The organism is Pseudoalteromonas sp. SR44-2 (assembly GCF_014163745.1).
In the GTDB taxonomy this organism is placed as follows: Bacteria; Pseudomonadota; Gammaproteobacteria; order Enterobacterales; family Alteromonadaceae; genus Pseudoalteromonas; species Pseudoalteromonas distincta.
The window spans coordinates 1-24,753 of the sequence record NZ_JACJDW010000044.1; the positions used below are offsets into that span (position 1 = coordinate 1).

Below are 24,753 nucleotides of genomic sequence, written 5' to 3' on the forward strand. Positions count from 1 at the left end.
AGTGCGTTTGCAAGCTCAACAATCTTATCTTCCCACTCTTTCTCGCCTTCTAACGCTTTAAGCGCAGAACCAGCGATTAGAGGTAAGTCATCACCTGGGAAATCGTATTCAGAAAGAAGTTCACGAACTTCCATTTCTACTAGTTCAAGTAGCTCTTCGTCATCAACCATGTCACATTTGTTCATGAATACGATGATGTAAGGAACGCCAACCTGACGAGAAAGAAGGATGTGCTCACGCGTTTGTGGCATAGGGCCATCTGTCGCAGCAACTACTAAGATCGCGCCGTCCATTTGAGCAGCACCAGTGATCATGTTTTTAACATAATCGGCGTGACCAGGACAATCTACGTGTGCGTAGTGACGTGTAGGTGTATCGTATTCAACGTGAGACGTTGAAATAGTGATACCACGTTCGCGCTCTTCTGGAGCGTTATCGATTGATGCGAAATCTTTAGCAACACCGCCGTATACTTTTGCAAGTACGTTAGTGATTGCTGCAGTTAGTGTAGTTTTACCGTGGTCAACGTGGCCGATTGTACCAACGTTTACGTGCGGTTTTACGCGTTCAAACTTTTCTTTTGCCATCTTAAAAAATTCCTAATAAAGAAATTAAAGCCTGACTCACTATTGAGCCAGACAAGCTAAAATTATATAACAGCGCGAGCTGAAATTATTGTATCTGCGACATTTTTAGAGGCTTCAGCGTACTTCACAAACTCCATAGAGTATGAGGCACGGCCCTGTGTTGCAGATCGTAAAGCAGTTGCATAACCAAACATTTCAGAAAGAGGAACTTGCGCATTAATTTGCTTAAGTCCACCTAATGCATCTTCCATGCCTTCGATTATGCCGCGGCGACGGTTTAAGTCGCCAACTACATCACCCATATTTGAATCAGGAGTGAGTACTTCAACCTTCATTACTGGCTCTAAAAGTACAGGGTTAGCTTCAAGCGCCCCGTTTTTCATTGCCAGTGAACCTGCTATTTTAAATGCCATTTCATTCGAATCTACATCATGGAATGAACCATCATATAAAGTCGCTTTAACGCCAAGTAATGGGTAGCCTGCCAGTACACCTTGAGACATTTGCTCTTGTATACCTTTGTCTACCGCAGGAACGAATTCTTTAGGAACTGAACCACCTACGGTTTCGTTAACGAACTCGTAAATTGGTGACTCATCATCCGTAATATCCATCGGTTCAAGTTTAATCCAAACGTGTCCATATTGGCCACGACCACCTGACTGACGTATAAACTTCCCTTCAACCTTTACAGTTGAACGAATAGCTTCTCGGTATGAGACCTGCGGCTTACCAACGTTACATTCAACACTGAATTCACGTTTCATACGGTCGACGATGATATCTAGGTGAAGTTCACCCATGCCAGAGATTATAACCTGGCCTGATTCTTCGTCAGTTTGTACACGAAAAGAAGGATCTTCAGCAGCTAGTTTACCTAGTGCGATACCCATCTTATCTTGGTCAGCTATAGTGCGGGGCTCAACCGCAATAGAGATTACTGGTTCTGGGAATTCCATACGCTCAAGCGTAATAATAGAATTCGGATCACACAGTGTTTCACCTGTTGTTACGTCTTTAAGACCAATAGCTGCCGCGATGTCGCCTGCGAAAACTTCTTTGATCTCTTCACGAGAGTTTGAATGCATCTGTACGATACGGCCAAGTCGCTCACGCTTACTTTTTACTGGATTATATACCGTGTCACCCTGTTTAACAGTACCAGAGTAAACACGGAAAAAGGTCAAGGTTCCAACGAACGGGTCTGTTGCAATCTTAAATGCGAGTGCAGCAAACGGCGCTTTATCATTAGCTGGACGTTCTTCCTCAGTACCATTTTCTAAGATACCTTGGATTTGTTTCACTTGCTCTGGTGACGGCATATATTCAACAACGCCATCAAGCACAGCTTGAACGCCTTTGTTTTTAAATGCGCTACCACAAGTAACTGGAACAATCTCATTTGCTAATGTTCGTTGGCGTAAAGCATTTTTAATTTCTGCTTCACTTAACTCTTCACCTTCTAAGTATTTATCCATTAGTTCTTCTGTTGCTTCAGCAGCGCTTTCAACTAAATGAGCGCGCCATTCTTCAGCTAATTCCAGAAGTTCTGCCGGTATTGCCTCATAAGAGAAAGTCATACCCTGGTCCGCTTCGTTCCAGTTAATCACTTTCATTTTTATAAGGTCAATAACACCTTTAAAGTCGTCCTCAGCGCCTACAGGCAACTGAATTGGAACAGGCGTTGCTCCAAGACGAGATTTCACCTGGCTGACCACTGCTAAGAAGTCTGCGCCCGTGCGATCCATTTTATTTACGAAGATCATTCTCGGAACTTCGTATTTGTTCGCTTGACGCCAAACTGTCTCAGTTTGCGGCTGTACACCAGATGAAGCACAAAGAACAACTACCGCACCATCAAGTACGCGTAAAGAACGCTCTACTTCGATAGTGAAATCTACGTGTCCTGGAGTATCAATAATATTGATACGATGGGCGTCAAATTGAGCGTCCATCCCTTTCCAAAAACACGTTGTTGCAGCAGAAGTGATTGTGATACCACGCTCTTGTTCCTGCTCCATCCAATCCATAGTTGCAGCGCCATCATGTACTTCACCGATCTTATGAGAAAGACCTGTGTAGAACAGAACACGTTCTGTTGTGGTGGTTTTGCCTGCATCTACGTGAGCAACAATACCTATATTACGATAGCGCTCAAGTGGAGTTGTACGTGCCATATGATCCTCTTAAAGGTTAAAGACAGATTACCAACGGTAATGAGCGAATGCTTTATTCGCTTCAGCCATACGGTGAACGTCTTCACGTTTCTTAACCGCAGTGCCTTTATTATCAGAAGCGTCAACGATTTCTTGAGCTAAACGTAAGCCCATAGATTTTTCGCCACGCTTACGTGCAGCGTCTACTAACCAACGCATACCTAATGCGTTACGACGAACTGGACGTACTTCAACTGGTACTTGATAAGTTGAACCACCAACACGGCGAGATTTAACCTCTACCTGTGGACGGATGTTATCAAGTGCAGTTTCAAAGATTTCTAGGTGCGACTTGCCTGATTTCTCAGCAGCCACGTCTAGCGCACCATAAACAATTTTTTCAGCAGTAGATTTCTTGCCGTCTAACATCACGATGTTAACGAATTTAGCAAGAAGTTCCGATCCGAACTTAGGATCTGGAAGAATTTTACGTTGACCGATTACGCGTCTTCTAGGCATTTTGTATCTCCGGTTTATTCAGGTTTGCTCTTTCGAGTCAATCACCCAAAACAATAATTATAAATATTTAGTGCTTGGCCTTACTAACGGAATACAATTACCCTTTAGGGCGTTTTGCACCGTATTTAGAACGAGCTTGACGACGATCGCTAACGCCTGCACAGTCAAGTGCACCACGAACAGTGTGAAAACGCACACCTGGTAAATCTTTAACACGACCACCACGGATTAGGATTACACTATGCTCTTGAAGGTTATGACCTTCACCGCCAATGTATGAAGTTACTTCGAAACCGTTAGTTAAACGTACACGTGCTACTTTACGTAACGCCGAGTTTGGTTTCTTAGGTGTAGTTGTATATACGCGAGTACATACACCGCGCTTTTGCGGACACGCTTTTAGTGCAGCTGAGTTACTTTTCGTAACCTTGCTACGGCGTGGCTTACGCACTAGCTGGTTAATAGTTGCCATTTAAATAGCTCCTGAAATTAAAATTACTACTGAAAAAAATAAAAAAATCCGCCCTTTATTTACGAGCCTGCATTAAGCACACAAGTAAATGGGTGGCGGAATTTTAATGAGCAAAGTTTAACCTGTCAACCTAAACTAATCGTAAGACAGCATATAACTGCCTTACGATCACTTAATCTATTGATTAAGAACAGTTTATTGATTTCCAGACAAATCAGCATTTAGAGCGTCTGTAAGTGCTTGAGTCGCCTCTTCTGCACTTACTGTTTGCTCTTCTACTACAACTTTGCTTTGTTTACGGCGAGCCATACGGTCTTGATGATACGCAAAACCGGTACCGGCTGGGATCAAACGACCCACAATTACGTTTTCTTTAAGACCGCGAAGCTCATCGCTCTTACCATTCACTGCCGCATCTGTAAGAACACGTGTTGTCTCTTGGAAAGACGCTGCAGAGATGAAAGATTCTGTTGCTAGTGATGCTTTTGTGATACCCATTAACTGGATTTCAAACTTAGCTGGTATCTTACCTTGTTTTTCAAGGTCACGGTTTGCGATATTAACGCGCGCCACTTCGATTTGTTCACCGGCTAAGAAGTCAGTATCACCGCCGTGTATGATGGTACATTTACGAATCATCTGACGGATAATTGTTTCAATGTGCTTGTCATTGATCTTAACGCCTTGCAAACGGTAAACCTCTTGCACTTCGTTAACGATGTAGTTAGCAACATGAGTCACACCACGTAGGCGTAAGATGTCATGCGGCGATTCAGGACCATCGGCGATAACTTCACCTTTAGACACTTGCTCACCTTCAAACACGTTAAGTTGACGCCACTTAGGAATCATTTCTTCGTAATGATCTCCTTCTGCTGGAGTAATAACTAAACGTTTCTTACCTTTAGTCTCTTTACCGAAGCTAATAGTACCTGTGATCTCAGCTAAGATAGCTGGCTCTTTAGGTTTACGCGCTTCAAATAAGTCGGCTACGCGTGGTAGACCACCCGTGATATCACGAGTTTTCGAACCTTCTTGTGGTATACGTGCTAACACGTCACCAGGGTTTGCTGTAACGCCGTCAATAACTTCAATCGTAGTGAATGAAGGAAGACGTGTTTCTTGCAGACCGCGCTCTTCACTTTCAATGATAAGCTTAGGTTCTTTAGTATTTACTTTAGCAAGATCTTTAACAACTACACGGGTTAAACCTGTTAGTTCATCAGTCTGTGCTTCAGTATTTGAGTCATCTATGTCGCTAAACGATACTTTTGACTTATGCTCAAGAACGATTGGGTGACTATGCGGGTCCCAAGTAGCAACGATGTCGTTACCTTGAACTTCAGCATTGTCTTGCACTGTTAATACCGCACCGTAAGGCACTTTATAACGCTCTTTTTCACGACCATAGCTATCAATGATAGTGATCTCAGTAGAACGTGAGGTAATAACAATCTTACCATCTGTATTTAATACATATTTAGCGTTATGAAGTTTTAATGTACCGTTAGTTTTAACTTGTACATTATTTTCAGCTGACGCTCTTGATGCTGCACCACCGATGTGGAATGTACGCATCGTAAGCTGTGTACCCGGCTCACCGATTGATTGTGCCGCGATAACACCTACTGATTCACCCGCGTTGATGATATGACCACGTGCAAGGTCACGACCATAACACTTAGCACATACACCAAAGTCGTTATCACATGTGATAACAGAACGTACGCGAACTTCATCCACTGAGTGCTCTTCTAAAAGGTCACACAGTTTTTCGTCAAGCATGATATTACGCTCAACAAGTACAGTATTAGTACCTGGAATAACGATATCTTCAGCAACAACACGACCAAGAACACGTTCGCGAAGTGCTTCTACAACATCACCACCTTCAATAAGCGGTTTCATTGTTAAGCCATCTTCTGTGCCACAGTCATCTTCGTTGATTACCAAATCTTGTGCTACGTCTACTAGACGACGCGTTAGGTAACCCGAGTTAGCTGTTTTAAGTGCAGTATCAGCAAGACCTTTACGCGCACCATGCGTTGAGATGAAGTACTGAAGTACGTTTAGACCTTCACGGAAGTTAGCTGTGATTGGCGTCTCGATGATTGAACCATCTGGACGTGCCATTAGACCACGCATACCCGCCAACTGACGAATCTGTGCAGCACTACCACGAGCACCTGAGTCGGCCATCATAAACACTGAGTTAAATGACGGTTGCTCTACTTCTTCACCTTTAGCATTAATAACTGTATCTTTTGACAAGTTAGACATCATTTCACGTGATAAGTTTTCATTTACACGTGACCAGATATCGATAACTTTATTGTACTTTTCACCAGCCGTTACAAGACCTGATTGGAATTGTTGGTTGATTTCAGTAACTTCAGCTTCAGCTGATTCAATTATCTGTGCTTTAACCGGTGGGATAACTAAGTCATCAATACCGATAGAAACACCTGACTTCATTGCATAATGGAAACCGGTGTACATAACTTGGTCAGCAAACACAACAGTGTCTTTAAGACCTAGACGACGGTAACACTCATTCAATAAGCTAGAAATCTGCTTTTTACCTAGTGGCTGGTTGATTGACGCAAACGGCATACCAGTTGGTAAAATTAGAGATAGAATTGCACGACCTACAGTTGTATCGATTACAGTAATAGTATCTTCTACTACACCATCTTCGTTTTTAACTGATTGGCTAATACGTACTTTCACGATTGCGTGAAGGTCAGCATTGCCACTACGGTATGCTTTTTCTACTTCTTTTGGATCTTTAAATATCGCGCCTTCGCCTTTAGCGTTAATGCGGTCACGAGTCATGTAATAAAGACCCAATACAACATCCTGTGAAGGAACGATGATTGGCTCACCATTCGCTGGAGATAGAATGTTGTTTGTTGACATCATCAATGCACGAGCTTCAAGCTGCGCTTCGATTGTTAACGGTACGTGTACCGCCATTTGGTCACCATCGAAATCGGCGTTGTAAGCCGCACATACTAATGGATGCAAATGAATCGCTTTACCTTCGATAAGCACAGGCTCAAACGCTTGGATACCCAAACGGTGAAGTGTTGGTGCACGGTTAAGTAATACTGGATGTTCACGAATTACTTCGTCAAGTACATCCCATACTTCCGGAACTTCACGTTCAACCATCTTTTTAGCTGCTTTGATTGTCGTAGCCATGCCGCGACGCTCTAATTTGCCATAGATGAATGGTTTAAATAGCTCTAGTGCCATCTTCTTAGGAAGACCACATTGGTGAAGCTTAAGTGTAGGACCTACTGTGATAACAGAACGGCCTGAATAATCTACACGCTTACCAAGTAGATTCTGACGGAAACGACCTTGCTTACCCTTGATCATATCAGCAAGTGATTTAAGAGGACGTTTGTTAGAACCTGTAATTGCACGACCACGACGACCGTTATCAAGTAGCGCATCTACCGCTTCTTGTAACATACGTTTTTCGTTGCGTACAATAATGTCTGGTGCTGCTAAATCTAGTAGACGCTTAAGACGGTTGTTACGGTTAATAACACGACGGTAAAGGTCATTTAGATCAGATGTCGCAAAACGACCACCGTCTAATGGTACTAATGGGCGTAGATCTGGTGGCAATACTGGAAGTACTGTCATGATCATCCACTCAGGGTTATTACCTGATTGGTGGAACGATTCCATTAACTTAAGACGTTTAGTGATCTTTTTACGCTTAGTTTCAGAGTTAATTGTTGGTAACTCTTCACGCATTTCAGCAATTAATTGAGCAAGATCGAGTTCACGAAGCAAGTCTAAAACTGCTTCAGCACCCATCTTCGCTTCAAACTCATCGCCATGCTCTTCTAGTGAATCTAAGTATTCTTCTTCACCTAATAGTTGACCCCGCTCAAGCGTTGTCATACCAGGCTCAGTTACTACGAATGATTCGAAGTAAAGAACACGTTCAATATCACGAAGCGTCATATCTAGCATTAAGCCGATACGTGACGGTAATGATTTTAAAAACCATATATGTGCAACTGGGCTCGCAAGGTCGATATGACCCATACGATCGCGTCGCACCTTAGTGAGTGTTACTTCAACGCCACACTTTTCACAGATCACACCACGGTGTTTAAGGCGTTTATATTTACCACATAAACACTCATAATCTTTCACTGGGCCGAAAATACGGGCACAGAATAAGCCGTCGCGCTCAGGCTTGAAAGTACGGTAGTTAATAGTCTCAGGTTTCTTTACTTCACCGTATGACCATGAACGAACCATGTCTGGTGAAGCAAGACCAATGCGAATTGCATCGAATTCTTCGGTCTTATTTTGTTGCTTCAGAAACTTAAGTAAGTCTTTCACCTTAGCTCTCCTGTCGGAGTTAATCTTGAGGACGGATAGTCTCGTCCCTACATTCTATTCAGCCGTAACAGATGCTGCAGCGTTAACTGCAGCATCTAATTGGCTTAATTTTCTTCCAACTCGATGTTGATACCCAGTGAGCGGATTTCTTTCAACAATACGTTGAACGATTCTGGCATACCTGGTTCCATTTTATGGTTACCATCAACGATGTTTTTATACATCTTAGTACGACCGTTCACGTCATCCGATTTCACTGTTAGCATTTCTTGTAGAGTGTAAGCAGCACCGTAAGCTTCAAGTGCCCATACTTCCATCTCACCAAAACGCTGGCCACCGAACTGTGCTTTACCACCCAGCGGCTGCTGAGTAACAAGGCTATAAGAACCAGTAGAACGTGCGTGCATCTTATCGTCAACCAAGTGGTTAAGTTTAAGCATGTACATGTAACCAACAGTTACTTGACGTTCAAACTGATCGCCAGTACGGCCATCATAAAGTGTAACCTGACCACTTCGAGGATATCCACCAAGCTCAAGCATGTCTTTGATTTCGTTTTCTTTCGCGCCATCAAATGCAGGAGTAGCTATTGGTAAACCACCTTTTAAGTTTTCAGCTAGACGACGAATTTCGTCATCAGTGAAGCTAGCAATGTCTACAACTTGGCGAGATTCACCAATTTCGTAAGCTTGCTTGATGAATTCACGTAGCTCATGAAGCTCACGTTGTTCTTTCATCATCTCTTCAATACGTTCACCGATACCACGTGCAGCAAGACCCATATGTGTTTCAAGGATCTGACCGATGTTCATACGCGATGGTACACCTAGTGGATTCAATACGATATCTACCGTACGACCTTTGTCATCGTAAGGCATATCTTCTACTGGTACGATAGTCGAGATAACACCTTTGTTACCGTGACGACCCGCCATTTTATCACCCGGTTGGATACGACGTTTAACAGCTAGGTATACTTTAACAATCTTAAGTACGCCTGGTGCTAAATCATCACCCTGAGTAATTTTACGACGTTTGTTTTCAAACTTTTTATCGTATTCAGCTTTAAGCTCATCGTACTGTGCAGCTAGTTGCTCAAGCTCAGCTTGCTTGTCTTCTTCAGCAAGGCTTTGCGTAAGTACTTTTTCAGCATTAAGAGATGCAAGTTTATCTTCATCAAAACCAGCAGCTATAAGTAGCTTGCGTGCACGGTCTAAAACGCCTGCTTCTAAAATACGGAACTCTTCGTTGAAGTCTTTCTTCGCTTCGCGAAGCTGCATATCTTCAACTTCTAACGCACGTTTATCTTTTTCAACACCATCACGGGTGAAAACTTGCACGTCAATTACAGTACCAGTTACAGAGTTTGGTACGCGTAAAGAGCTGTCTTTAACGTCAGACGCTTTTTCGCCGAAGATAGCACGTAGTAGCTTCTCTTCAGGTGTAAGCTGTGTCTCGCCTTTAGGAGTCACTTTACCTACTAGGATATCGCCGCCTTTAACTTCAGCACCAATATATACAACGCCTGATTCATCAAGCTTGCCTAGCGCAGACTCACCCACATTCGGGATATCTGCAGTGATCTCTTCAGGACCTAATTTAGTATCACGGGCAACACACTGTAGTTCTTGAATATGGATAGTCGTTAGACGATCTTCTTCAACTACGCGCTCTGATAGTAAGATTGAATCCTCGAAGTTGTAACCGTTCCATGGCATGAATGCCACACGAAGGTTTTGACCAAGGGCTAAGTCACCTAAGTCAGTCGAAGGACCATCTGCTAACACGTCACCACGAGTAACCGGTTCGCCAACCATACAAGTTGGTTTTTGGTTAATACATGTATTTTGGTTAGAACGTGTGTATTTGGTTAAGTTGTAGATGTCGATGCCCGCTTCACCAGGGATGCGTTCTTCTTCATGTACATTTACAACGATGCGACTTGCGTCAGCATACATTACTTCACCACCACGTTTAGCAACGATAGTTACACCAGAGTCTTTCGCTAGTGTTAACTCAATACCAGTACCTACTAACGGTTTATCCGCTTTCAATGTTGGTACTGCTTGACGTTGCATGTTTGAACCCATCAATGCACGGTTAGCATCATCGTGTTCTAGGAACGGGATAAGTGCTGCCGCTACAGAGATCACCTGTTGTGGTGATACATCCATATATTGCTGGTCCATGCGACCCATAAAGGTAGACTCACCTTTGTGGCGACATGGAATAAGTTCATCAACAAACTCATTGGTTTCAGTTAAGTTTGAGTTCGCCTGTGCGATAACAAACTGACCTTCTTCAATGGCTGATAAGTAATCAACTTCATCAGTTACAACACCATCTACCACTTTGCGGTAAGGTGTTTCTAAGAAACCGTAGTCATTTGTACGTGCGTACGTAGACAATGAGTTAATTAGACCGATGTTTGGACCCTCAGGAGTCTCGATTGGACATACGCGACCATAGTGAGTTACGTGAACGTCACGTACTTCAAAGCCTGCGCGTTCACGAGTTAGACCGCCCGGACCTAATGCAGAGATACGACGTTTATGCGTAACTTCTGATAGTGGGTTATTTTGGTCCATAAACTGTGATAACTGAGACGAGCCGAAGAACTCTTTAACCGCTGCCGAAATAGGCTTAGCGTTAATTAGATCTTGTGGCATTATCGCGTCAAGGTCACCTAAGCTTAAACGCTCACGTACAGCACGTTCAACACGTACTAGACCAACACGGAATTGGTTCTCAGCCATTTCGCCAACACTACGTATACGACGGTTGCCTAAGTGATCGATATCATCAACATCGCCTTGACCGTTACGAATAGCAATTAATACCTTCATAACAGACACGATGTCTTCTTTGCTTAATGTGCCTGGGCCTGTGTCTGTATCGTAACCAACACGGCTATTGAACTTCATACGACCTACAGTAGATAAGTCATAACGTTCTTCAGAGAAGAATAAGTTCTGGAATAAGGCTTCAGCCGCGTCTTTCGTCGGTGGCTCGCCTGGGCGCATCATGCGGTAAATTTCTACTAGTGCTTCTAAACGGCTGCTTGAAGAGTCAATGTTCAATGTATTTGACATGTAAGCACCGCTGTCCACTTCATTGATATATAAGGTATCAATTTTAGTGTGACCGGCTTTAACCAATTCAGCCATTAGCTCTAGAGTTAGCTCGTCATTTGCATTTGCAATGACTTCACCAGTTGACTCATCAACATAGTTTTTAGCTACAATACGGCCAATGATGTACTCATGTGGTACTTCTAATTGCTTAATGCCTTTCTTCTCGATGCTCTTGATGTGACGAGCCGTAACACGACGACCGCTTTCAACAAATACTTCACCGTCTTCGCTCTTGATATCAAAAGCGGCAGTTTCACCACGTAAACGCGAAGGTACAAGTTCCATAAGAACTTTACCATTCGTTACTTCAAACGTAGTGTTATCGAAGAACATATCTAGGATTTCTTCGCTAGAATACTCTAGTGCACGTAGGATGATAGACGCCGGTAATTTACGACGGCGGTCAATACGTACATATAAGTTATCTTTTGCATCAAATTCGAAGTCTAACCATGAACCACGGTAAGGAATAACGCGTGCGTTATATAATACTTTACCTGATGAATGAGTTTTACCGCGGTCGTTATCAAAGAATACACCAGGGCTACGGTGTAGCTGAGAAACGATAACACGCTCTGTACCATTGATTACAAAAGTACCGGTATCTGTCATGAGCGGAATTTCGCCCATGTAAACTTCTTGCTCTTTAATGTCTTTAACTGTGCCTGGAGCTTCTTTGTCCATAACGATAAGGCGAAGTTTCACGCGAAGTGGAGCAGAATAAGTCACACCGCGAATTTGACATTCTTTTACATCGAAAACTGGCTCACCAATACGGTAACTTACGTATTGAAGCTCAGAATTTCCCGAGTAGCTTTTAATAGGGAACACAGAACGGAAGGCAGCTTCCAAACCATGATCGCCATCAGCGTCCGGCACTAAGAATTTTTTAAACGATTCTAACTGTGTAGACAGTAAAAAAGGTATATCCAAAACTTGTGGACGTTTACCAAAATCCTTACGGATACGTTTCTTTTCAGAATAAGAGTAAGCCATGGGGTTCCTCAGCTTGCTGATCTTTGACCCGACCTGTTCTTGTAAGAACAGACTTAACTGGCAGCTATGCCAAGATTTTACAACATTTAACTGTTGTTCTAATTAGATCCCACTTTAACACTAGCAAACTATAAAGCGTTGAAAGTAAAGAAAAAATCAGATTTTATTTGCGCTAAAAGAGTGCATCACTCTATAGCGCAAAAAGGCCGGTGATTAAATAATCACCAGCCCTTGCCTGATTTCTCAGGCAGCGAACTTAGCAAAAGCTAAATTACTTAACCTCAACTTCAGCACCAGCTTCAGTAAGATCTTTTGCAAGTGCTTCAGCTTCTTCTTTAGATACACCTTCTTTAACAGGTGTAGGAGCAGCTTCAACAAGAGCTTTCGCTTCTTTAAGGCCAAGGCCAGTTGCGCTACGGACAGCTTTGATTGCAGAAACCTTGTTAGCGCCAGCGCCAGTAAGGATTACGTCAAATTCTGTTTTCTCTTCAGCAGCTTCAGCAGCTGGACCAGCTACCATTGCAGCTGCAGCAGTTACGCCGAATTTTTCTTCCATTGCTTCGATAAGAGCAACAACGTCCATTACTGACATTTCAGCAATTGCGTCAAGGATTTGGTCTTTAGATACAGACATTACAAATTTCCTAATAATTAACGGACATTAAGTCCAAATAAATTTTACACCGAAAGTGAGATTAAACAGCTTAAAATTAAGCAGCTTGCTCTTCTTTCTGTACACGTACTGCTTCAATTGTTTTACACAATTTGCCAGCAGACGCTTCTTTCATAGCACTCATTAAGCGTGCAACAGCTTCATCGTATGTAGGTAATGTAGCAAGCATTGCTGCATCAACAACATTTCCTTCAAAAGCGGCCGTTTTAAGCTCGAATTTCTCATTCTTTTTCGCGAAATCTGAAAAGATACGCGCAGCAGCACCTGGGTGCTCTGATGAGAAAGCGATTAAGCTTGGACCAACAAATGAATCAGAAAGACACTCAAAATCTGTTCCTTCAAGAGCACGTTTTGCTAAAGTGTTACGGACAACTTTCATCCAAACACCATTTGCACGAGCTTCTTTACGAAGGGCAGTGATTGCGCCAACTGTTACACCACGAGAATCTGCAACAACTGCAGATAGAGCACCATTGGCTGCTTCGTTGACTTCAGCAACTATTGCTTTTTTGCCTTGAAGATTTAAAGCCATGGGTGTTACTCCTGGTTTAATGGGGGTACCGATTATCGGATTCCCCTGTTCTACTCTTCCCTACCAAACAAGGTAGAGATGCTTTTTACGGCGAGAGCCAGAAGGATTAGGAAAAATCTATCTGGGGTCTACACCGTCTACGTAGGTGAATATTAAGGCCGGAGCCACCTACGGTCTTGGACGGAAGCCCAATTTATCGTTAACCCCGAAGGCTTAACGAAATTATGGACTTCAACCCGAATTCTTTACTTTGCAAATTAATAAATTAATCAACAAAATGGCGCGAAATTATAGTACAAATTTCACGCCATGTAAACACTCAATTAAGCAACAATAGTGCTTAAAGTGTTTTGGTCAACAGAAACACCTGCGCCCATTGTTGTAGAGATAGTTACTTTCTTCAAGTAAACACCCTTAGCTTGAGAAGGTTTAGCCTTCTTAAGCGCAACAATTAGAGCTTCAAGGTTTTGTTGTAACTGCTCTGCAGTGAAATCAACCTTACCAATAGTAGTATGGATGATGCCATTTTTGTCATTACGGTAACGAACTTGACCTGCTTTAGCATTTTTAACTGCTTCTGCAACGTTAGGTGTTACAGTACCAGTTTTAGGGTTTGGCATTAGACCACGTGGGCCTAAGATTTGACCTAGTTGACCAACAACACGCATAGCGTCTGGTGATGCAACAACAACGTCAAAGTTCATCTCGCCTTTTTTAACTAGTTCAGCAAGATCTTCCATACCTACTAATTCAGCACCGGCTTCTTTTGCAGCTTCTGCATTAGCGCCTTGTGTGAATACAGCAACACGAACGTCACGACCAGTACCGTTAGGTAGTACAGTAGCACCACGAACGTTTTGATCAGATTTACGAGCATCGATACCAAGGTTAACGGCAACGTCAACACTTTCTACGAATTTAGCTGTCGCTAACTCTTTTAAAAGAGCAACTGCTTCATTGATTTCGTAATCTTTAGTTACTTCCACTTTTTCGCGGATAGTACGCATACGTTTAGTTAATTTAGCCATTTCTTAGTCCTCTACGTTCAAGCCCATCGCACGCGCAGAACCTGCGATAGTGCGAACCGCTGCGTCCATATCGGCAGCTGTAAGGTCAGTTCGTTTTGTCTCAACAATTTCTTCAAGTTGAGCACGAGTTACTGTGCCTACTTTATCAGTGTTAGGACGGCCTGAGCCTGACTTGATACCAGCAGCTTTCTTAAGTAAGTAAGCAGCAGGTGGCGTTTTCATGTCGAACGTAAATGAACGGTCACCGTAAACAGAGATCACTACAGGAACTGGAGCGCCTTTTTCGATAGACTCTGTACGTGCGTTAAACGCTTTACAGAATTCCATGATGTTTACACCGTGTTGACCTAGTGCAGGACCTACTGGAGGACTAGGATTAGCCATACCAGCGGCAACTTGTAGCTTGATTAGAGCTTCAACTTTTTTAGCCATTATAAATACCTCATTTGGTGGGTCTCAGCCTTGTGCGCGCGAGGACGCGTACTCTAACGGCTTCCCAGTTTAAAAATTGGTTTCGTACTTTTTGCAAAGTAAAAAATAAATTTTACCTTAATACAAAAAGGCCGCTGATTATAAGTTAATCAGCGGCCTTTTTCAAGCTTCATGCCAAAATTTAAATAAAAATTAGCGAAGCTTTTTTAATCAATTACTTATCTTGCTCAACTTGACCGAATTCAAGCTCAACTGGCGTAGAACGACCAAAAATAAGTACAGATACTTTTACGCGGCTCTTTTCGTAGTCAACTTCTTCAACTACACCACTGAAATCTGCAAATGGACCATCTGTAACGCGTACAACTTCACCTGGTTCAAATAATGTAGCAGGTTTAGGTGCTTCAGCATTTTCTTGTAGGCGATTAAGAATGCGCTCAGCTTCTTTAGGGCTGATAGGAGCAGGACGATCAGACGTACCACCAATAAAGCCCATAACGCGTTCTGTGCTGTTCACTAAGTGCCAGCTTGCGTCATTCATATCCATTTGTACTAATACATAACCTGGGAAGAATTTACGCTCAGATTTACGCTTTTGGCCAGCGCGCATCTCAACAACTTCTTCAGTTGGTACTAATATCTCACCAAAGCTCGATTCTAGACCTTCGATTTTAATATGTTCAATTAACGTTTGAGCTACACGCTTTTCGTAACCAGAAAAGGCCTGTACTACATACCAACGTAACTTAATTTCTTTGTTCTCGTTCTCATCCGACATGGGATCAGATCTCCAATCCAGTTAAAAAGCCTACAGCGCGGAATAAAATGCCATCTAATCCCCAAAGGATAAGTGCCATAATCACTGTTGCAACCATTACAATTAATGTCGTGTGGGTAGTTTCTTGGCGCGTTGGCCAAATAACTTTGCGTACTTCAATTCGAGCTTCTTTAGCGAAAGCAAGAAAGTTACGTCCCTTAAATGTTTGCGAGGCAATTGCTAATCCGGCCGCTATTGCAACAACAACGCCAATAGCACGTAGTAATACAGATTGATCTGCATACATGTGATTACCAACAACTGCGCCTGCAAGTAGCGCGATTGCTACTAACCACTTTACTGACTCCATCGCACTTGATGGTGTTTCTACATTCGTGCTCATAATATTATTACCTTAACTACAGACACAACAACCCTACACTACGGCAGGGTTAATCCATTAAAATCTAAACTTAAAAACAGACTTAATTTAAACCGGTTTTTAATCTCAGACTACTCAAATAACAAGTAAAACTGGCAGGGGCGGAGAGATTCGAACTCCCAACCATCGGTTTTGGAGACCGCTGTTCTACCAATTGGAACTACGCCCCTGCAAAGTGGATGCCTATTATACTTACGCAGTTCATTAACACAAGCCTAAAAGATACCCACATTGGAAAATCTAATTAATTAATTACATTATTGTTTAAACTGCTAATAATTTAATCGGTTAGATAAACCTATAATCCAAAGATATTGATTATTTCCCTATGGTTTTATAAACGTCACTTAACAAGCTTGAAGCACCAAACCTAAATGTATTTGCTTGCAAATAATCATCACCCATTATTGCGCGTGCTAGCGCTAAATAATCACTAGCATCGGCAACAGTTTTAACACCGCCGGCCGCTTTAAAGCCCACACGTTTGTTTGAGTTTTTAATGGCTGTTAGCATAATTTTTGTTGATTCAAGGGTCGCATTAATGGCCACTTTACCCGTACTGGTTTTTACAAAATCAGCACCGCCTTCAATTGCAAGCTCAGTGGCTTGAGTAATAAGCGCGTCGGTTTTTAGCTCACCGCTTTCTATTATTACTTTAAGTTGCGCGCGCGACCCACACGCTTTTTTACTTTCGCTTACATAACTAAGTACAGTTTGAGCATCGCCTGCTATGAGTTTTTTATAAGGAATAACCAAATCAATTTCGTCTGCGCCGCGCTCTATAGCAATGAGTGTTTCGTTAATTACATCACTCAGTGGAGCATCACCCGTTGGAAAGTTAGTGACTGTTGCGACTTCAACATGGTTAAGCTCACGCGCTGCGAGTGCTATTTTTGCATCATCAACAAAATTGCTATAAACACATACTGCGGCAGGCGTGCCTAAGGTAGGATTTATGCTATCAACAAGTGCTTGAATGCTTTTGGTGGTATCGCTGGTGTTTAAGCTTGTTAAATCCATCAGTGCGACTGCTAATGCGGCATCTTTTTGGTGTTGTGTCATTAGAGCTCCGTTGCTTATGTAATACCAATTTTATTAAAAACATGATCATTTTAGCGTATTAAATAACGCACTAACTACGTTAAAAACTATTTATATAGAACAACTATGTATCATAATTTTAGCCTTGTTATTGAGCTATTTTCTCGTCGCTATAATAGATCACTAATTTAATGCAATTGGTATAAGTACAAAATTTGATATGCCTCCATATTAACAAATTAAACCAAACTCGCTATAGCTCATAACCAAACACTATAAGCTGGTTATTTTACTTGTAACTCGGCGCAATCCCTTGTTAACTAGCTCTTAGGCCTAAAAAGCCCACCTATTATAACTTTTGGTTATATCAACTTGGTTTTAATTATTTTTTACTTATTGATAGCCGCTATATTCTGCTTATCAGAATAAAGCGTTTTCTTATATTTGAATTTGTTTAGGGGTCTTATTAACGTGCAGTATTTACCTATCTTTACCAAACTCGACAACAAACCAGTATTGGTTGTTGGCGGTGGAGAGGTCGCATTACGCAAATGTCGCGCGTTTTTAAAAGCGAGAGCAAGCGTTACTTTAGTAGCACCCTGGTTTTGCGACGAACTAAAAGAGCATGCACATAATAATGAAGTAACGCTTATTGATGCTTATTTTGATGAATCGCACCTTGATGGCAAAATGCTCGTTATTGCAGCAACCGACCGCGATGAAGTAAACAACAACGTATTTGAACTTGCCAATGCCCGCAATGTGTTTGTAAACGTGGTTGATGACCAACCTAAATGTACGTTTATATTCCCATCCATTGTTGACCGTGACCCAATTACGATTGCTATATCAAGTGCTGGCACAGCGCCCGTACTTGCACGTCGCTTACGCGAAAAGCTCGAAACTCTTATTCCACATCATATTGGCCCACTTGCAACACTTGTCGGTGGCTTTAGAGACAAAGTAAAAAAACGCTTTAAGCATTTTTCAGACCGCCGCCAATTTTGGGAAGGCGTGTTCGACTCATCTGTAGTGAGTAAAGTACAAACTGGCGATACCCAAGCCGCACAGCAGCAACTAGAGCAAATGCTAGATGCGAAAGCAGAACCTGAAGGCGAAGTATATGTAGTAGGTGCAGGCCCTGGCGATCCAGAGCTTTTAACACTTAAAGCACTGCAACTTATGCAACAAGCCGACGTCGTCGTTTATGACTTTTTAGTCTCTGACGAAATTATGGAACTAGTGCGCCGTGATGCTGACCTTATTTGTGTAGGTAAACGCTTAGGCGATCATAGTGTTGTTCAAGAAGATACCAACCAAATGCTGGTTGACCTTGCTAAACAAGGCAAAAAAGTATGCCGCATTAAAGGTGGTGACCCGTTTATTTATGGCCGTGGTGGCGAAGAAGTACAAGTACTGGCTGCTAACAACGTAAATTATCAAATTGTACCAGGTATTACAGCCGCTGCAGGTTGTAGTGCGTATGCGGGTATTCCGCTCACGCATCGTGACCATGCACAAGCCATTCAATTTGTAACTGGCCACTGTAAAAAAGACGGTCAAGAACTTGATTGGCAATCGCTGGCAAAAGCAAATCAAACGCTGGCTATTTACATGGGCGTAATTAAATCGCCGCACATACAAGGCGAGCTTTTAAAACATGGCCGCAAAGCCGACACCCCTGTTGCCATTATCGAAAACGGTACACGTAAAAATCAGCGTGTAGTAACAGGCCAATTAGGCGAACTTGCCGCCTTAATTGAACGCAACAGCATTATATCGCCTGCGCTACTCATTATTGGTGAAGTAGCCGCCCTGCACTCGCAACTAGCGTGGTTTGGGAAGAACGAGCAAACAAGCAGCTTTGCACAGCCGCTAACAGATGTATCAAATACATAACCGAATTTTAAATTTGTAACTTTTAATCATTTTAGTAGGACGACTAACAATGGCTTTAACTCACCTTCAGCAACTTGAAGCTGAAAGTATCAAAATCATGCGCGAAGTCGCCGCTGAGTTTGAGAACCCAGTAATGCTTTACTCTATTGGTAAAGATTCGTCGGTACTTTTGCACTTAGCGCGTAAAGCATTTTACCCTGCAAAAATTCCGTTCCCGTTATTACACGTAGACACCAACTGGAAGTTTCGTGAAATGATTGAGTTTCGCGACCGTATAGCTAAAGAATACGGCTTTGACCTACTGGTACACAAAAATCCAGAAGGCATTGAAATGGGTGTAGGCCCGTTTACGCATGGCTCGGGTAAACATACCGACATAATGAAAACCCAAGGCTTAAAACAAGCGCTAGATAAATACGGCTTTGATGCTGCATTTGGTGGCGCACGCCGCGACGAAGAAAAGTCACGCGCAAAAGAGCGTGTTTACTCGTTCCGCGACAAACACCACCGTTGGGACCCTAAAAACCAACGCCCAGAGCTTTGGAATACCTACAACAGCCAAGTTAATCCGGGTGAGAGCATTCGTGTTTTCCCATTATCTAACTGGACTGAGCTTGATATTTGGCAATACATTTATCAAGAAAACATCGAAATGGTGCCATTGTACCTAGCTAAAGATCGCCCAGTAGTTGAGCGCGACGGTACTTTGATTATGGTTGACGATGAGCGTATGCCTCTTAATGAAGGTGAAGTACCGCAAATGAAATCTGTACGTTTTCGTACATTAGGCTGCTACCCACTTACCGGTGCAGTTGAATCAACAGCAAGTACTTTAACCGAAATCATCGAAGAAATGCTGCTATCTACGTCATCTGAACGTGAAGGTCGTGTTATTGACCATGATTCAGCCGGCTCAATGGAGAAGAAAAAACGTGAGGGGTATTTTTAATGTCTAGCCAAAATAACGATACATTTAACGAAGTAAAAGAAATAGGCATAGACGCCTACCTAGCACGCCAACAAGACAAAAGCTTATTACGCATGCTTACTTGTGGCAGCGTAGATGACGGTAAATCAACATTGATTGGCCGCCTACTGCACGACAGCCACCAAATTTATGAAGATCAGCTAGCAGCTCTTCATAAAGATAACGAAAAAGTAGGTAACGCAGGTGAAGATCTTGACCTTGCATTATTAGTTGATGGCCTACAAGCTGAGCGTGAGCAAGGCATTACCATTGACGTAGCGTACCGTTACTTTTCAACGGCTAAGCGTAAATTTATTATTGCCGACACACCTGGGCACGAGCAATACACACGCAACATGGTAACGGGTGCATCAACAAGTGATGTCGCCATTATTTTGGTTGATGCGCGTTACGGCGTGCAAGTACAAACTAAGCGCCATAGCTTTATTTGTGACTCGCTGGGCATTAAGCAGTTTGTTGTTGCCGTTAATAAAATGGATATCGTTGATTTTGACGAAACCGTGTATGAAAAAATTAAGGCCGATTACCTTAAATTTGCTGAGCAACTTAACGTATCAAACATTAAGTTTGTGCCTATGTCGGCGCTTAAAGGCGACAACGTAGTAACACGCTCTGCACATACACCGTATTACACCGACAAGCCGCTACTAGAGTTACTAGAAGATTCGCCAGCAGCCGAAATAGATACAGGCTTTGAAGCGCGCCTACCTGTGCAATATGTCGTGCGTCCTAACTTAAACTTCCGTGGTTTTCAGGGCACACTGACATCGGGCAAGATGCACGTAGGCGATGCTGTAAAAGTATTACCGTCGGGTAAAACGTCAAGCATTAAAGAAATTGTTACCTTTGATGGCAATTTAGATAGCGCCGAAGCAGGCCAAGCAATTACCGTTACCCTAAATAACGAGATTGATATTAGCCGAGGTGATGTAATCGTACCTGCAAACTCAACGGCCGCTGTTACTAACCAGCTGCAAGCTAAAATTGTGTGGATGCATGAATCGCCATTAGTCTTAGGTAAAAGCTATAACCTAAAACTAGGTAGCAAAAACACCTCAGCTATTGTTAAAAAGATTGACTACACAATTGATGTAAACACGCTTGAGCACGGCACTAGCGACTCACTGCAGTTGAACGAAATTGCGATTGTAACGCTTGAACTAACCGAAACTATTTTGGCAGACGAGTACCACAGCAATCACGAAACAGGCTCGTTTATCCTAATCGATCGCTTATCAAACCTAACTGTTGCTGCCGGTATGATTGAGCAAGTACTGCAAAGCCAAACAAAGCAAAGTAACTTTAGCGAATTTGAAGTTGAATTTAACAGCTTAGTACGCAAGCACTTCCCGCATTGGCAAGCGCTTGATATTTCTAAGTTATAAGTTAACTTTAGCCTGTTAGGAATTTAAAAGCATGGTAGAACAGCTCGTTTTAACAGGCATTATGCTTACCTTAGTCGGGTGCCTTTTTGGCACCCGTATTAATCCAGCATGGTTATTTGTAAGCGCTATTGGCACCAGCTACTTAGCAGGGCTAATCGATCTTGAAAGTATGTTAGTTAACTACGCCAACCCGTCGCTTATCACTTTAGTACTATTGGTGTTAGTGTCGACCGCAATAGAAAAAACCACCCTAATTCAAAAGTTAGCGCAATCGCTATCTAAAGGTAGTTTAGTAAAATCGGTAACAAAATTGGGGTTATCAACCGCCTTTTTATCGTCGTTCACTAACAATACCGCCGTTGTTGCATCGCTTATTACCGCGATAAAAGACAATCCTAATCACTCCCCTTCAAAGCTATTATTACCGCTGTCGTACACTGCTATTTTGGGCGGCACTATTACGCTTATTGGTACATCAACCAACTTAATCGTCAATGGCTTTGCAGTAGATGCGGGCATGGAACCGCTGGGCTTTTTTGACTTTACCTTAGTGGGTTTGGGCGCGCTAAGCGTAGGCCTAATTACCATTTTAGTAATGCTTAAATACTTACCCGACAACGGTAAAAGCGACCAAGAAGTCGTGCCTTTTTACCTAGAAGGTAAAGTACAAGCAAGCTCAAAATTAATAGGCCAAACCGTAGAAGAAAACGGCCTGCGTGATTTAAAAGACTTATTCCTTGCTGAAATTATTCGCGACGGGAGCCGAATTTGCGCAGTCACCCCGCAGCAAATTATTCAAAAAGACGACGTGCTGCTGTTTGTAGGTGACATAAAATCGGTGCCATTACTTACCCGTTTCGACGGCCTAAAAGTAGTGCACGAGAATCATCAAAAAGACATAGAACACTTAGTAGAAGTAGTCGTAAGTCAATCTTCAAAATTTATTGGCAAAACCGTAAAAGAAGCCCGCTTTAGAGAGCAGTTTCATGCAGCCGTTATTGCTATTCGCCGTGGGCACGACCGCTTACAAGGCGGCCTTGGGCAAGTGCAATTACAAGCTGGCGACTCGTTAATACTCGCACCAGGCAAAAACTTTTACACCTTGCCTAATTTAAAGCGCGAATTTGTGTATATTTCAGGGTTTGACTTACAAGCCCACCTTGCGCCTAAACAATCAAACATTGTGCTACTAAGCTTTGCCGCAGTACTGGGTTTAAGCATTATTGGCATAGTGCCGCTGGTTAAAGGCTTATTAGTATTACTGATTGGCTTAATGCTCAGTGGCACCATAAAACTTAACGAAGTAAAACGCCGTTTTCCTATCGAGTTATTAGTGGTAGTAGGCAGCGCCATTGGCCTTGCTAAATTAATGATAGGCACCGGACTTGCCGGGCAAATATCCGACGCCATGTTTATGGTACTTGGGGATTTTGGCCCGTACGGCGCATTTATTGCCATATTTTTAATGACCGTATTATTTACCGAGCTTATTACTAATAACGCAGCAGCTGCCTTGTCGTTCCCTGTTGCTTACTCGCTCGCGGTTGGTTTTAATGTAGACCCGCTACCGTTTATTATGGCGGTTGCCTTTGGCGCATCAGCCAGCTTTATATCGCCATTTGGGTATCAAACTAATCTAATGGTTTATAGCGCGGGTAACTATCGCTTAAAAGATTACATAGTGATGGGCTTACCCCTTTCTATTATTTATTCAATCACGGTATTAACCTTGATCCCGCAGGTATTTCCGTTTTAATACCTGCGCTCACAGCATAAGAGACTCTCACTATGGATGAAAATATAGTTTGGCATAACTACGCAACGACAAAAGCACAGCGTAGTGAGCAAAAAAAACATAAGCCCGCTATTTTATGGTTTACCGGCTTTTCAGGCTCTGGCAAAAGCACCGTAGCAAACGCACTAGAAGCAGCGCTTAATCAGCAAGGTACGCACACTTACCTGCTCGATGGCGACAACGTACGCCACGGTTTATGTAAAGATCTAGGCTTTAGCGACGAAGACCGCATTGAAAACATACGCCGCGTAGGCGAAACCGCAAAACTAATGACCGACGCTGGCTTGTTAGTACTTACTGCGTTTATATCGCCTTTTAGAGCAGAACGCGACATGGTGCGCAGCTTAGTAGACGAAGGCGAATTTATCGAAGTATTTATCGATACCCCACTGGATGTATGCGAAAGCCGCGATCCAAAAGGCTTATACAAAAAAGCCCGCGCAGGGGAGATAAAACACTTCACTGGTATCGATTCAAGCTACGAAGTGCCAAACAATCCAGAAATAATTTTAGATACAAGTAAAAACACCCTAGACCAATCGGTTGCACAACTGATAACGTATCTAAAACAAAAGCACATAATATAGGTTAACCCCATGAATCAAACCGAACTGCTAGAAGAAACCCTCATCCTTGCCCGCAAAGCAGGCCAAGCGATAATGGGAATTTACGAAAAGGATTTTAACGTTGAGTACAAAGCCGATGAAAGCCCCGTAACCGACGCCGATTTAGCAGCTCATAAACTGATTGTGGTAGGGCTTCAACAGCTCACACCTGATATTCCAATACTTAGTGAAGAAAACGCCGACATAAGTTGGGATGTACGTCAAACGTGGAAAAGCTACTGGTTAGTTGATCCAATCGACGGCACTAAAGAATTTATTAAAAAGAACGGTGAATTTACCGTAAACATCGCCCTAATTAAAAACGGCATTCCTATTTTGGCCGTAGTTGATGCACCTGCCCTTGGTGTATCGTACTTAGCTGCCGAAGCCATTGGCGCATTTAAAGATAAAGGCGATGAGCGAATTGAGCTTAAGGTAACTACCAAACCTAACAAAGGGTTAATTCGAGTTGTAGGCAGCCGCTCGCACCCATCACCCGATTTAGCCGAGTTTGTGAAACGCTTTGATGAGGTTGAAATGGTGTCTAAAGGCAGCTCACTAAAACTCTGTTTAGTCGCTGAGGGCAGCGCCGATATTTACCCGCGCTTAGGTCCAACTTGCGAATGGGATACAGGCGCAGGCCATGCAATCGCCGAAATAGCCGGTGCTAAAGTGACTAAGCTTGATGGCAGCCCGCTTATTTATAACACCAAAGATGAGTACTTAAATCCGTATTTTGTAGTGAGTGCGATAGAAGAGTAAGGGCTAAGAGTTACGAGCTGTTAGCTACTAGCAGTTCGATGTAAATTTAAACATCGTAGATACCATCTCTTCTAATCAGCCTCAAGCTTTCTTTAAATTGCTTGGGGCTGATATTCAGTTTGATTCTTCACAACACCAAAACAGATATGTGTCAGCTTTCTCATTGCAGCACCAATTGC

19 protein-coding genes and 1 tRNA gene are annotated in these 24,753 nt (G+C 42.7%); 6 read left to right on the top strand and 14 right to left on the bottom strand.

Annotated elements, in window-relative coordinates:
- The 14 genes from H5115_RS18305 to deoC form a co-directional block, all read right to left on the bottom strand.
- The coding region (locus H5115_RS18305; RefSeq protein WP_182756684.1) for a GTP-binding protein at positions 1–587 on the bottom strand (587 nt) is incomplete at its 3' end.
- Between the two features lie 62 nt (positions 588–649).
- A complete protein-coding gene (gene fusA / locus H5115_RS18310) occupies positions 650–2,764 on the bottom strand; it encodes an elongation factor G (RefSeq protein WP_002958887.1) in 2,115 nt (704 codons plus the stop codon).
- Between the two features lie 27 nt (positions 2,765–2,791).
- A complete protein-coding gene (gene rpsG / locus H5115_RS18315; RefSeq protein WP_010555004.1) occupies positions 2,792–3,262 on the bottom strand; it encodes a 30S ribosomal protein S7 in 471 nt (156 codons plus the stop codon).
- 97 nt (positions 3,263–3,359) lie between these two features.
- Complete coding sequence (gene rpsL / locus H5115_RS18320) at positions 3,360–3,734, bottom strand: 30S ribosomal protein S12 (protein ID WP_002958885.1); 375 nt, start codon at positions 3,732–3,734, stop codon at positions 3,360–3,362.
- A gap of 195 nt (positions 3,735–3,929) precedes the next feature.
- Positions 3,930–8,105, bottom strand: coding sequence for a DNA-directed RNA polymerase subunit beta' (gene rpoC, locus H5115_RS18325; protein ID WP_149594507.1), 4,176 nt, complete (start codon positions 8,103–8,105; stop codon positions 3,930–3,932).
- 104 nt (positions 8,106–8,209) lie between these two features.
- Entirely contained in the window at positions 8,210–12,235 is a 4,026-nt protein-coding gene (gene rpoB / locus H5115_RS18330) for a DNA-directed RNA polymerase subunit beta (protein WP_182756686.1), read from the bottom strand.
- 271 nt (positions 12,236–12,506) lie between these two features.
- Positions 12,507–12,869, bottom strand: coding sequence for a 50S ribosomal protein L7/L12 (rplL, locus tag H5115_RS18335; RefSeq protein ID WP_002958882.1), 363 nt, complete (start codon positions 12,867–12,869; stop codon positions 12,507–12,509).
- A gap of 76 nt (positions 12,870–12,945) precedes the next feature.
- A complete protein-coding gene (gene rplJ / locus H5115_RS18340; protein WP_002958881.1) occupies positions 12,946–13,440 on the bottom strand; it encodes a 50S ribosomal protein L10 in 495 nt (164 codons plus the stop codon).
- A 323-nt stretch (positions 13,441–13,763) separates the two neighbouring features.
- Positions 13,764–14,468, bottom strand: a complete 705-nt coding sequence (gene rplA, locus H5115_RS18345; RefSeq protein ID WP_002958880.1) for a 50S ribosomal protein L1 — start codon at positions 14,466–14,468, stop codon at positions 13,764–13,766.
- A gap of 3 nt (positions 14,469–14,471) precedes the next feature.
- Positions 14,472–14,900: a 50S ribosomal protein L11 gene (gene rplK / locus H5115_RS18350; RefSeq protein WP_002958879.1), complete on the bottom strand. Its 429-nt coding sequence runs from the start codon at positions 14,898–14,900 to the stop codon at positions 14,472–14,474.
- Positions 14,901–15,114: 214 nt separating this feature from the next.
- Complete coding sequence (gene nusG, locus H5115_RS18355) at positions 15,115–15,678, bottom strand: transcription termination/antitermination protein NusG (protein ID WP_002958878.1); 564 nt, start codon at positions 15,676–15,678, stop codon at positions 15,115–15,117.
- A 4-nt stretch (positions 15,679–15,682) separates the two neighbouring features.
- Positions 15,683–16,060, bottom strand: coding sequence for a preprotein translocase subunit SecE (secE, locus tag H5115_RS18360; protein WP_002958877.1), 378 nt, complete (start codon positions 16,058–16,060; stop codon positions 15,683–15,685).
- A 132-nt stretch (positions 16,061–16,192) separates the two neighbouring features.
- A tRNA-Trp gene (locus H5115_RS18365) sits at positions 16,193–16,269 on the bottom strand.
- 148 nt (positions 16,270–16,417) lie between these two features.
- Positions 16,418–17,161: a deoxyribose-phosphate aldolase gene (deoC, locus tag H5115_RS18370; RefSeq protein WP_182756688.1), complete on the bottom strand. Its 744-nt coding sequence runs from the start codon at positions 17,159–17,161 to the stop codon at positions 16,418–16,420.
- Positions 17,162–17,611: 450 nt separating this feature from the next.
- On the opposite strand from deoC, the gene cysG reads away from it, so the two are divergent.
- The 6 genes from cysG to cysQ are packed head-to-tail and all read left to right on the top strand — an operon-like array spanning position 17,612 to position 24,574.
- On the top strand, positions 17,612–19,039 hold the full coding sequence (gene cysG, locus H5115_RS18375) for a siroheme synthase CysG (RefSeq protein WP_182756690.1): 1,428 nt from the start codon (positions 17,612–17,614) through the stop codon (positions 19,037–19,039).
- Between the two features lie 49 nt (positions 19,040–19,088).
- Complete coding sequence (gene cysD / locus H5115_RS18380; protein ID WP_002958873.1) at positions 19,089–19,988, top strand: sulfate adenylyltransferase subunit CysD; 900 nt, start codon at positions 19,089–19,091, stop codon at positions 19,986–19,988.
- Positions 19,988–21,412, top strand: a complete 1,425-nt coding sequence (gene cysN / locus H5115_RS18385; RefSeq protein ID WP_182671901.1) for a sulfate adenylyltransferase subunit CysN — start codon at positions 19,988–19,990, stop codon at positions 21,410–21,412. The genes cysD and cysN overlap by 1 nt, the downstream gene beginning before the upstream one ends.
- A gap of 31 nt (positions 21,413–21,443) precedes the next feature.
- Positions 21,444–23,168, top strand: a complete 1,725-nt coding sequence (locus H5115_RS18390; RefSeq protein ID WP_182756691.1) for an SLC13 family permease — start codon at positions 21,444–21,446, stop codon at positions 23,166–23,168.
- Positions 23,169–23,200: 32 nt separating this feature from the next.
- On the top strand, positions 23,201–23,794 hold the full coding sequence (gene cysC / locus H5115_RS18395) for an adenylyl-sulfate kinase (RefSeq protein ID WP_182756694.1): 594 nt from the start codon (positions 23,201–23,203) through the stop codon (positions 23,792–23,794).
- 9 nt (positions 23,795–23,803) lie between these two features.
- Entirely contained in the window at positions 23,804–24,574 is a 771-nt protein-coding gene (gene cysQ, locus H5115_RS18400) for a 3'(2'),5'-bisphosphate nucleotidase CysQ (protein WP_182756696.1), read from the top strand.
- Positions 24,575–24,753 lie beyond the last annotated feature (179 nt).

Bases quoted from the DNA above. Each gene is read 5' to 3' on its own strand.
- fusA (WP_002958887.1), bottom strand. From the start codon at position 2,764: ATGGCACGTACAACTCCACTTGAGCGCTATCGTAATATAGGTATTGTT.
- rpsG (WP_010555004.1), bottom strand. From the start codon at position 3,262: ATGCCTAGAAGACGCGTAATCGGTCAACGTAAAATTCTTCCAGATCCT.
- rpsL (WP_002958885.1), bottom strand. From the start codon at position 3,734: ATGGCAACTATTAACCAGCTAGTGCGTAAGCCACGCCGTAGCAAGGTT.
- rpoB (WP_182756686.1), bottom strand. From the start codon at position 12,235: ATGGCTTACTCTTATTCTGAAAAGAAACGTATCCGTAAGGATTTTGGT.
- rplL (WP_002958882.1), bottom strand. From the start codon at position 12,869: ATGTCTGTATCTAAAGACCAAATCCTTGACGCAATTGCTGAAATGTCA.
- rplJ (WP_002958881.1), bottom strand. From the start codon at position 13,440: ATGGCTTTAAATCTTCAAGGCAAAAAAGCAATAGTTGCTGAAGTCAAC.
- rplA (WP_002958880.1), bottom strand. From the start codon at position 14,468: ATGGCTAAATTAACTAAACGTATGCGTACTATCCGCGAAAAAGTGGAA.
- rplK (WP_002958879.1), bottom strand. From the start codon at position 14,900: ATGGCTAAAAAAGTTGAAGCTCTAATCAAGCTACAAGTTGCCGCTGGT.
- nusG (WP_002958878.1), bottom strand. From the start codon at position 15,678: ATGTCGGATGAGAACGAGAACAAAGAAATTAAGTTACGTTGGTATGTA.
- secE (WP_002958877.1), bottom strand. From the start codon at position 16,060: ATGAGCACGAATGTAGAAACACCATCAAGTGCGATGGAGTCAGTAAAG.
- deoC (WP_182756688.1), bottom strand. From the start codon at position 17,161: ATGACACAACACCAAAAAGATGCCGCATTAGCAGTCGCACTGATGGAT.
- cysD (WP_002958873.1), top strand. From the start codon at position 19,089: ATGGCTTTAACTCACCTTCAGCAACTTGAAGCTGAAAGTATCAAAATC.
- cysN (WP_182671901.1), top strand. From the start codon at position 19,988: ATGTCTAGCCAAAATAACGATACATTTAACGAAGTAAAAGAAATAGGC.
- H5115_RS18390 (WP_182756691.1), top strand. From the start codon at position 21,444: ATGGTAGAACAGCTCGTTTTAACAGGCATTATGCTTACCTTAGTCGGG.
- cysC (WP_182756694.1), top strand. From the start codon at position 23,201: ATGGATGAAAATATAGTTTGGCATAACTACGCAACGACAAAAGCACAG.
- cysQ (WP_182756696.1), top strand. From the start codon at position 23,804: ATGAATCAAACCGAACTGCTAGAAGAAACCCTCATCCTTGCCCGCAAA.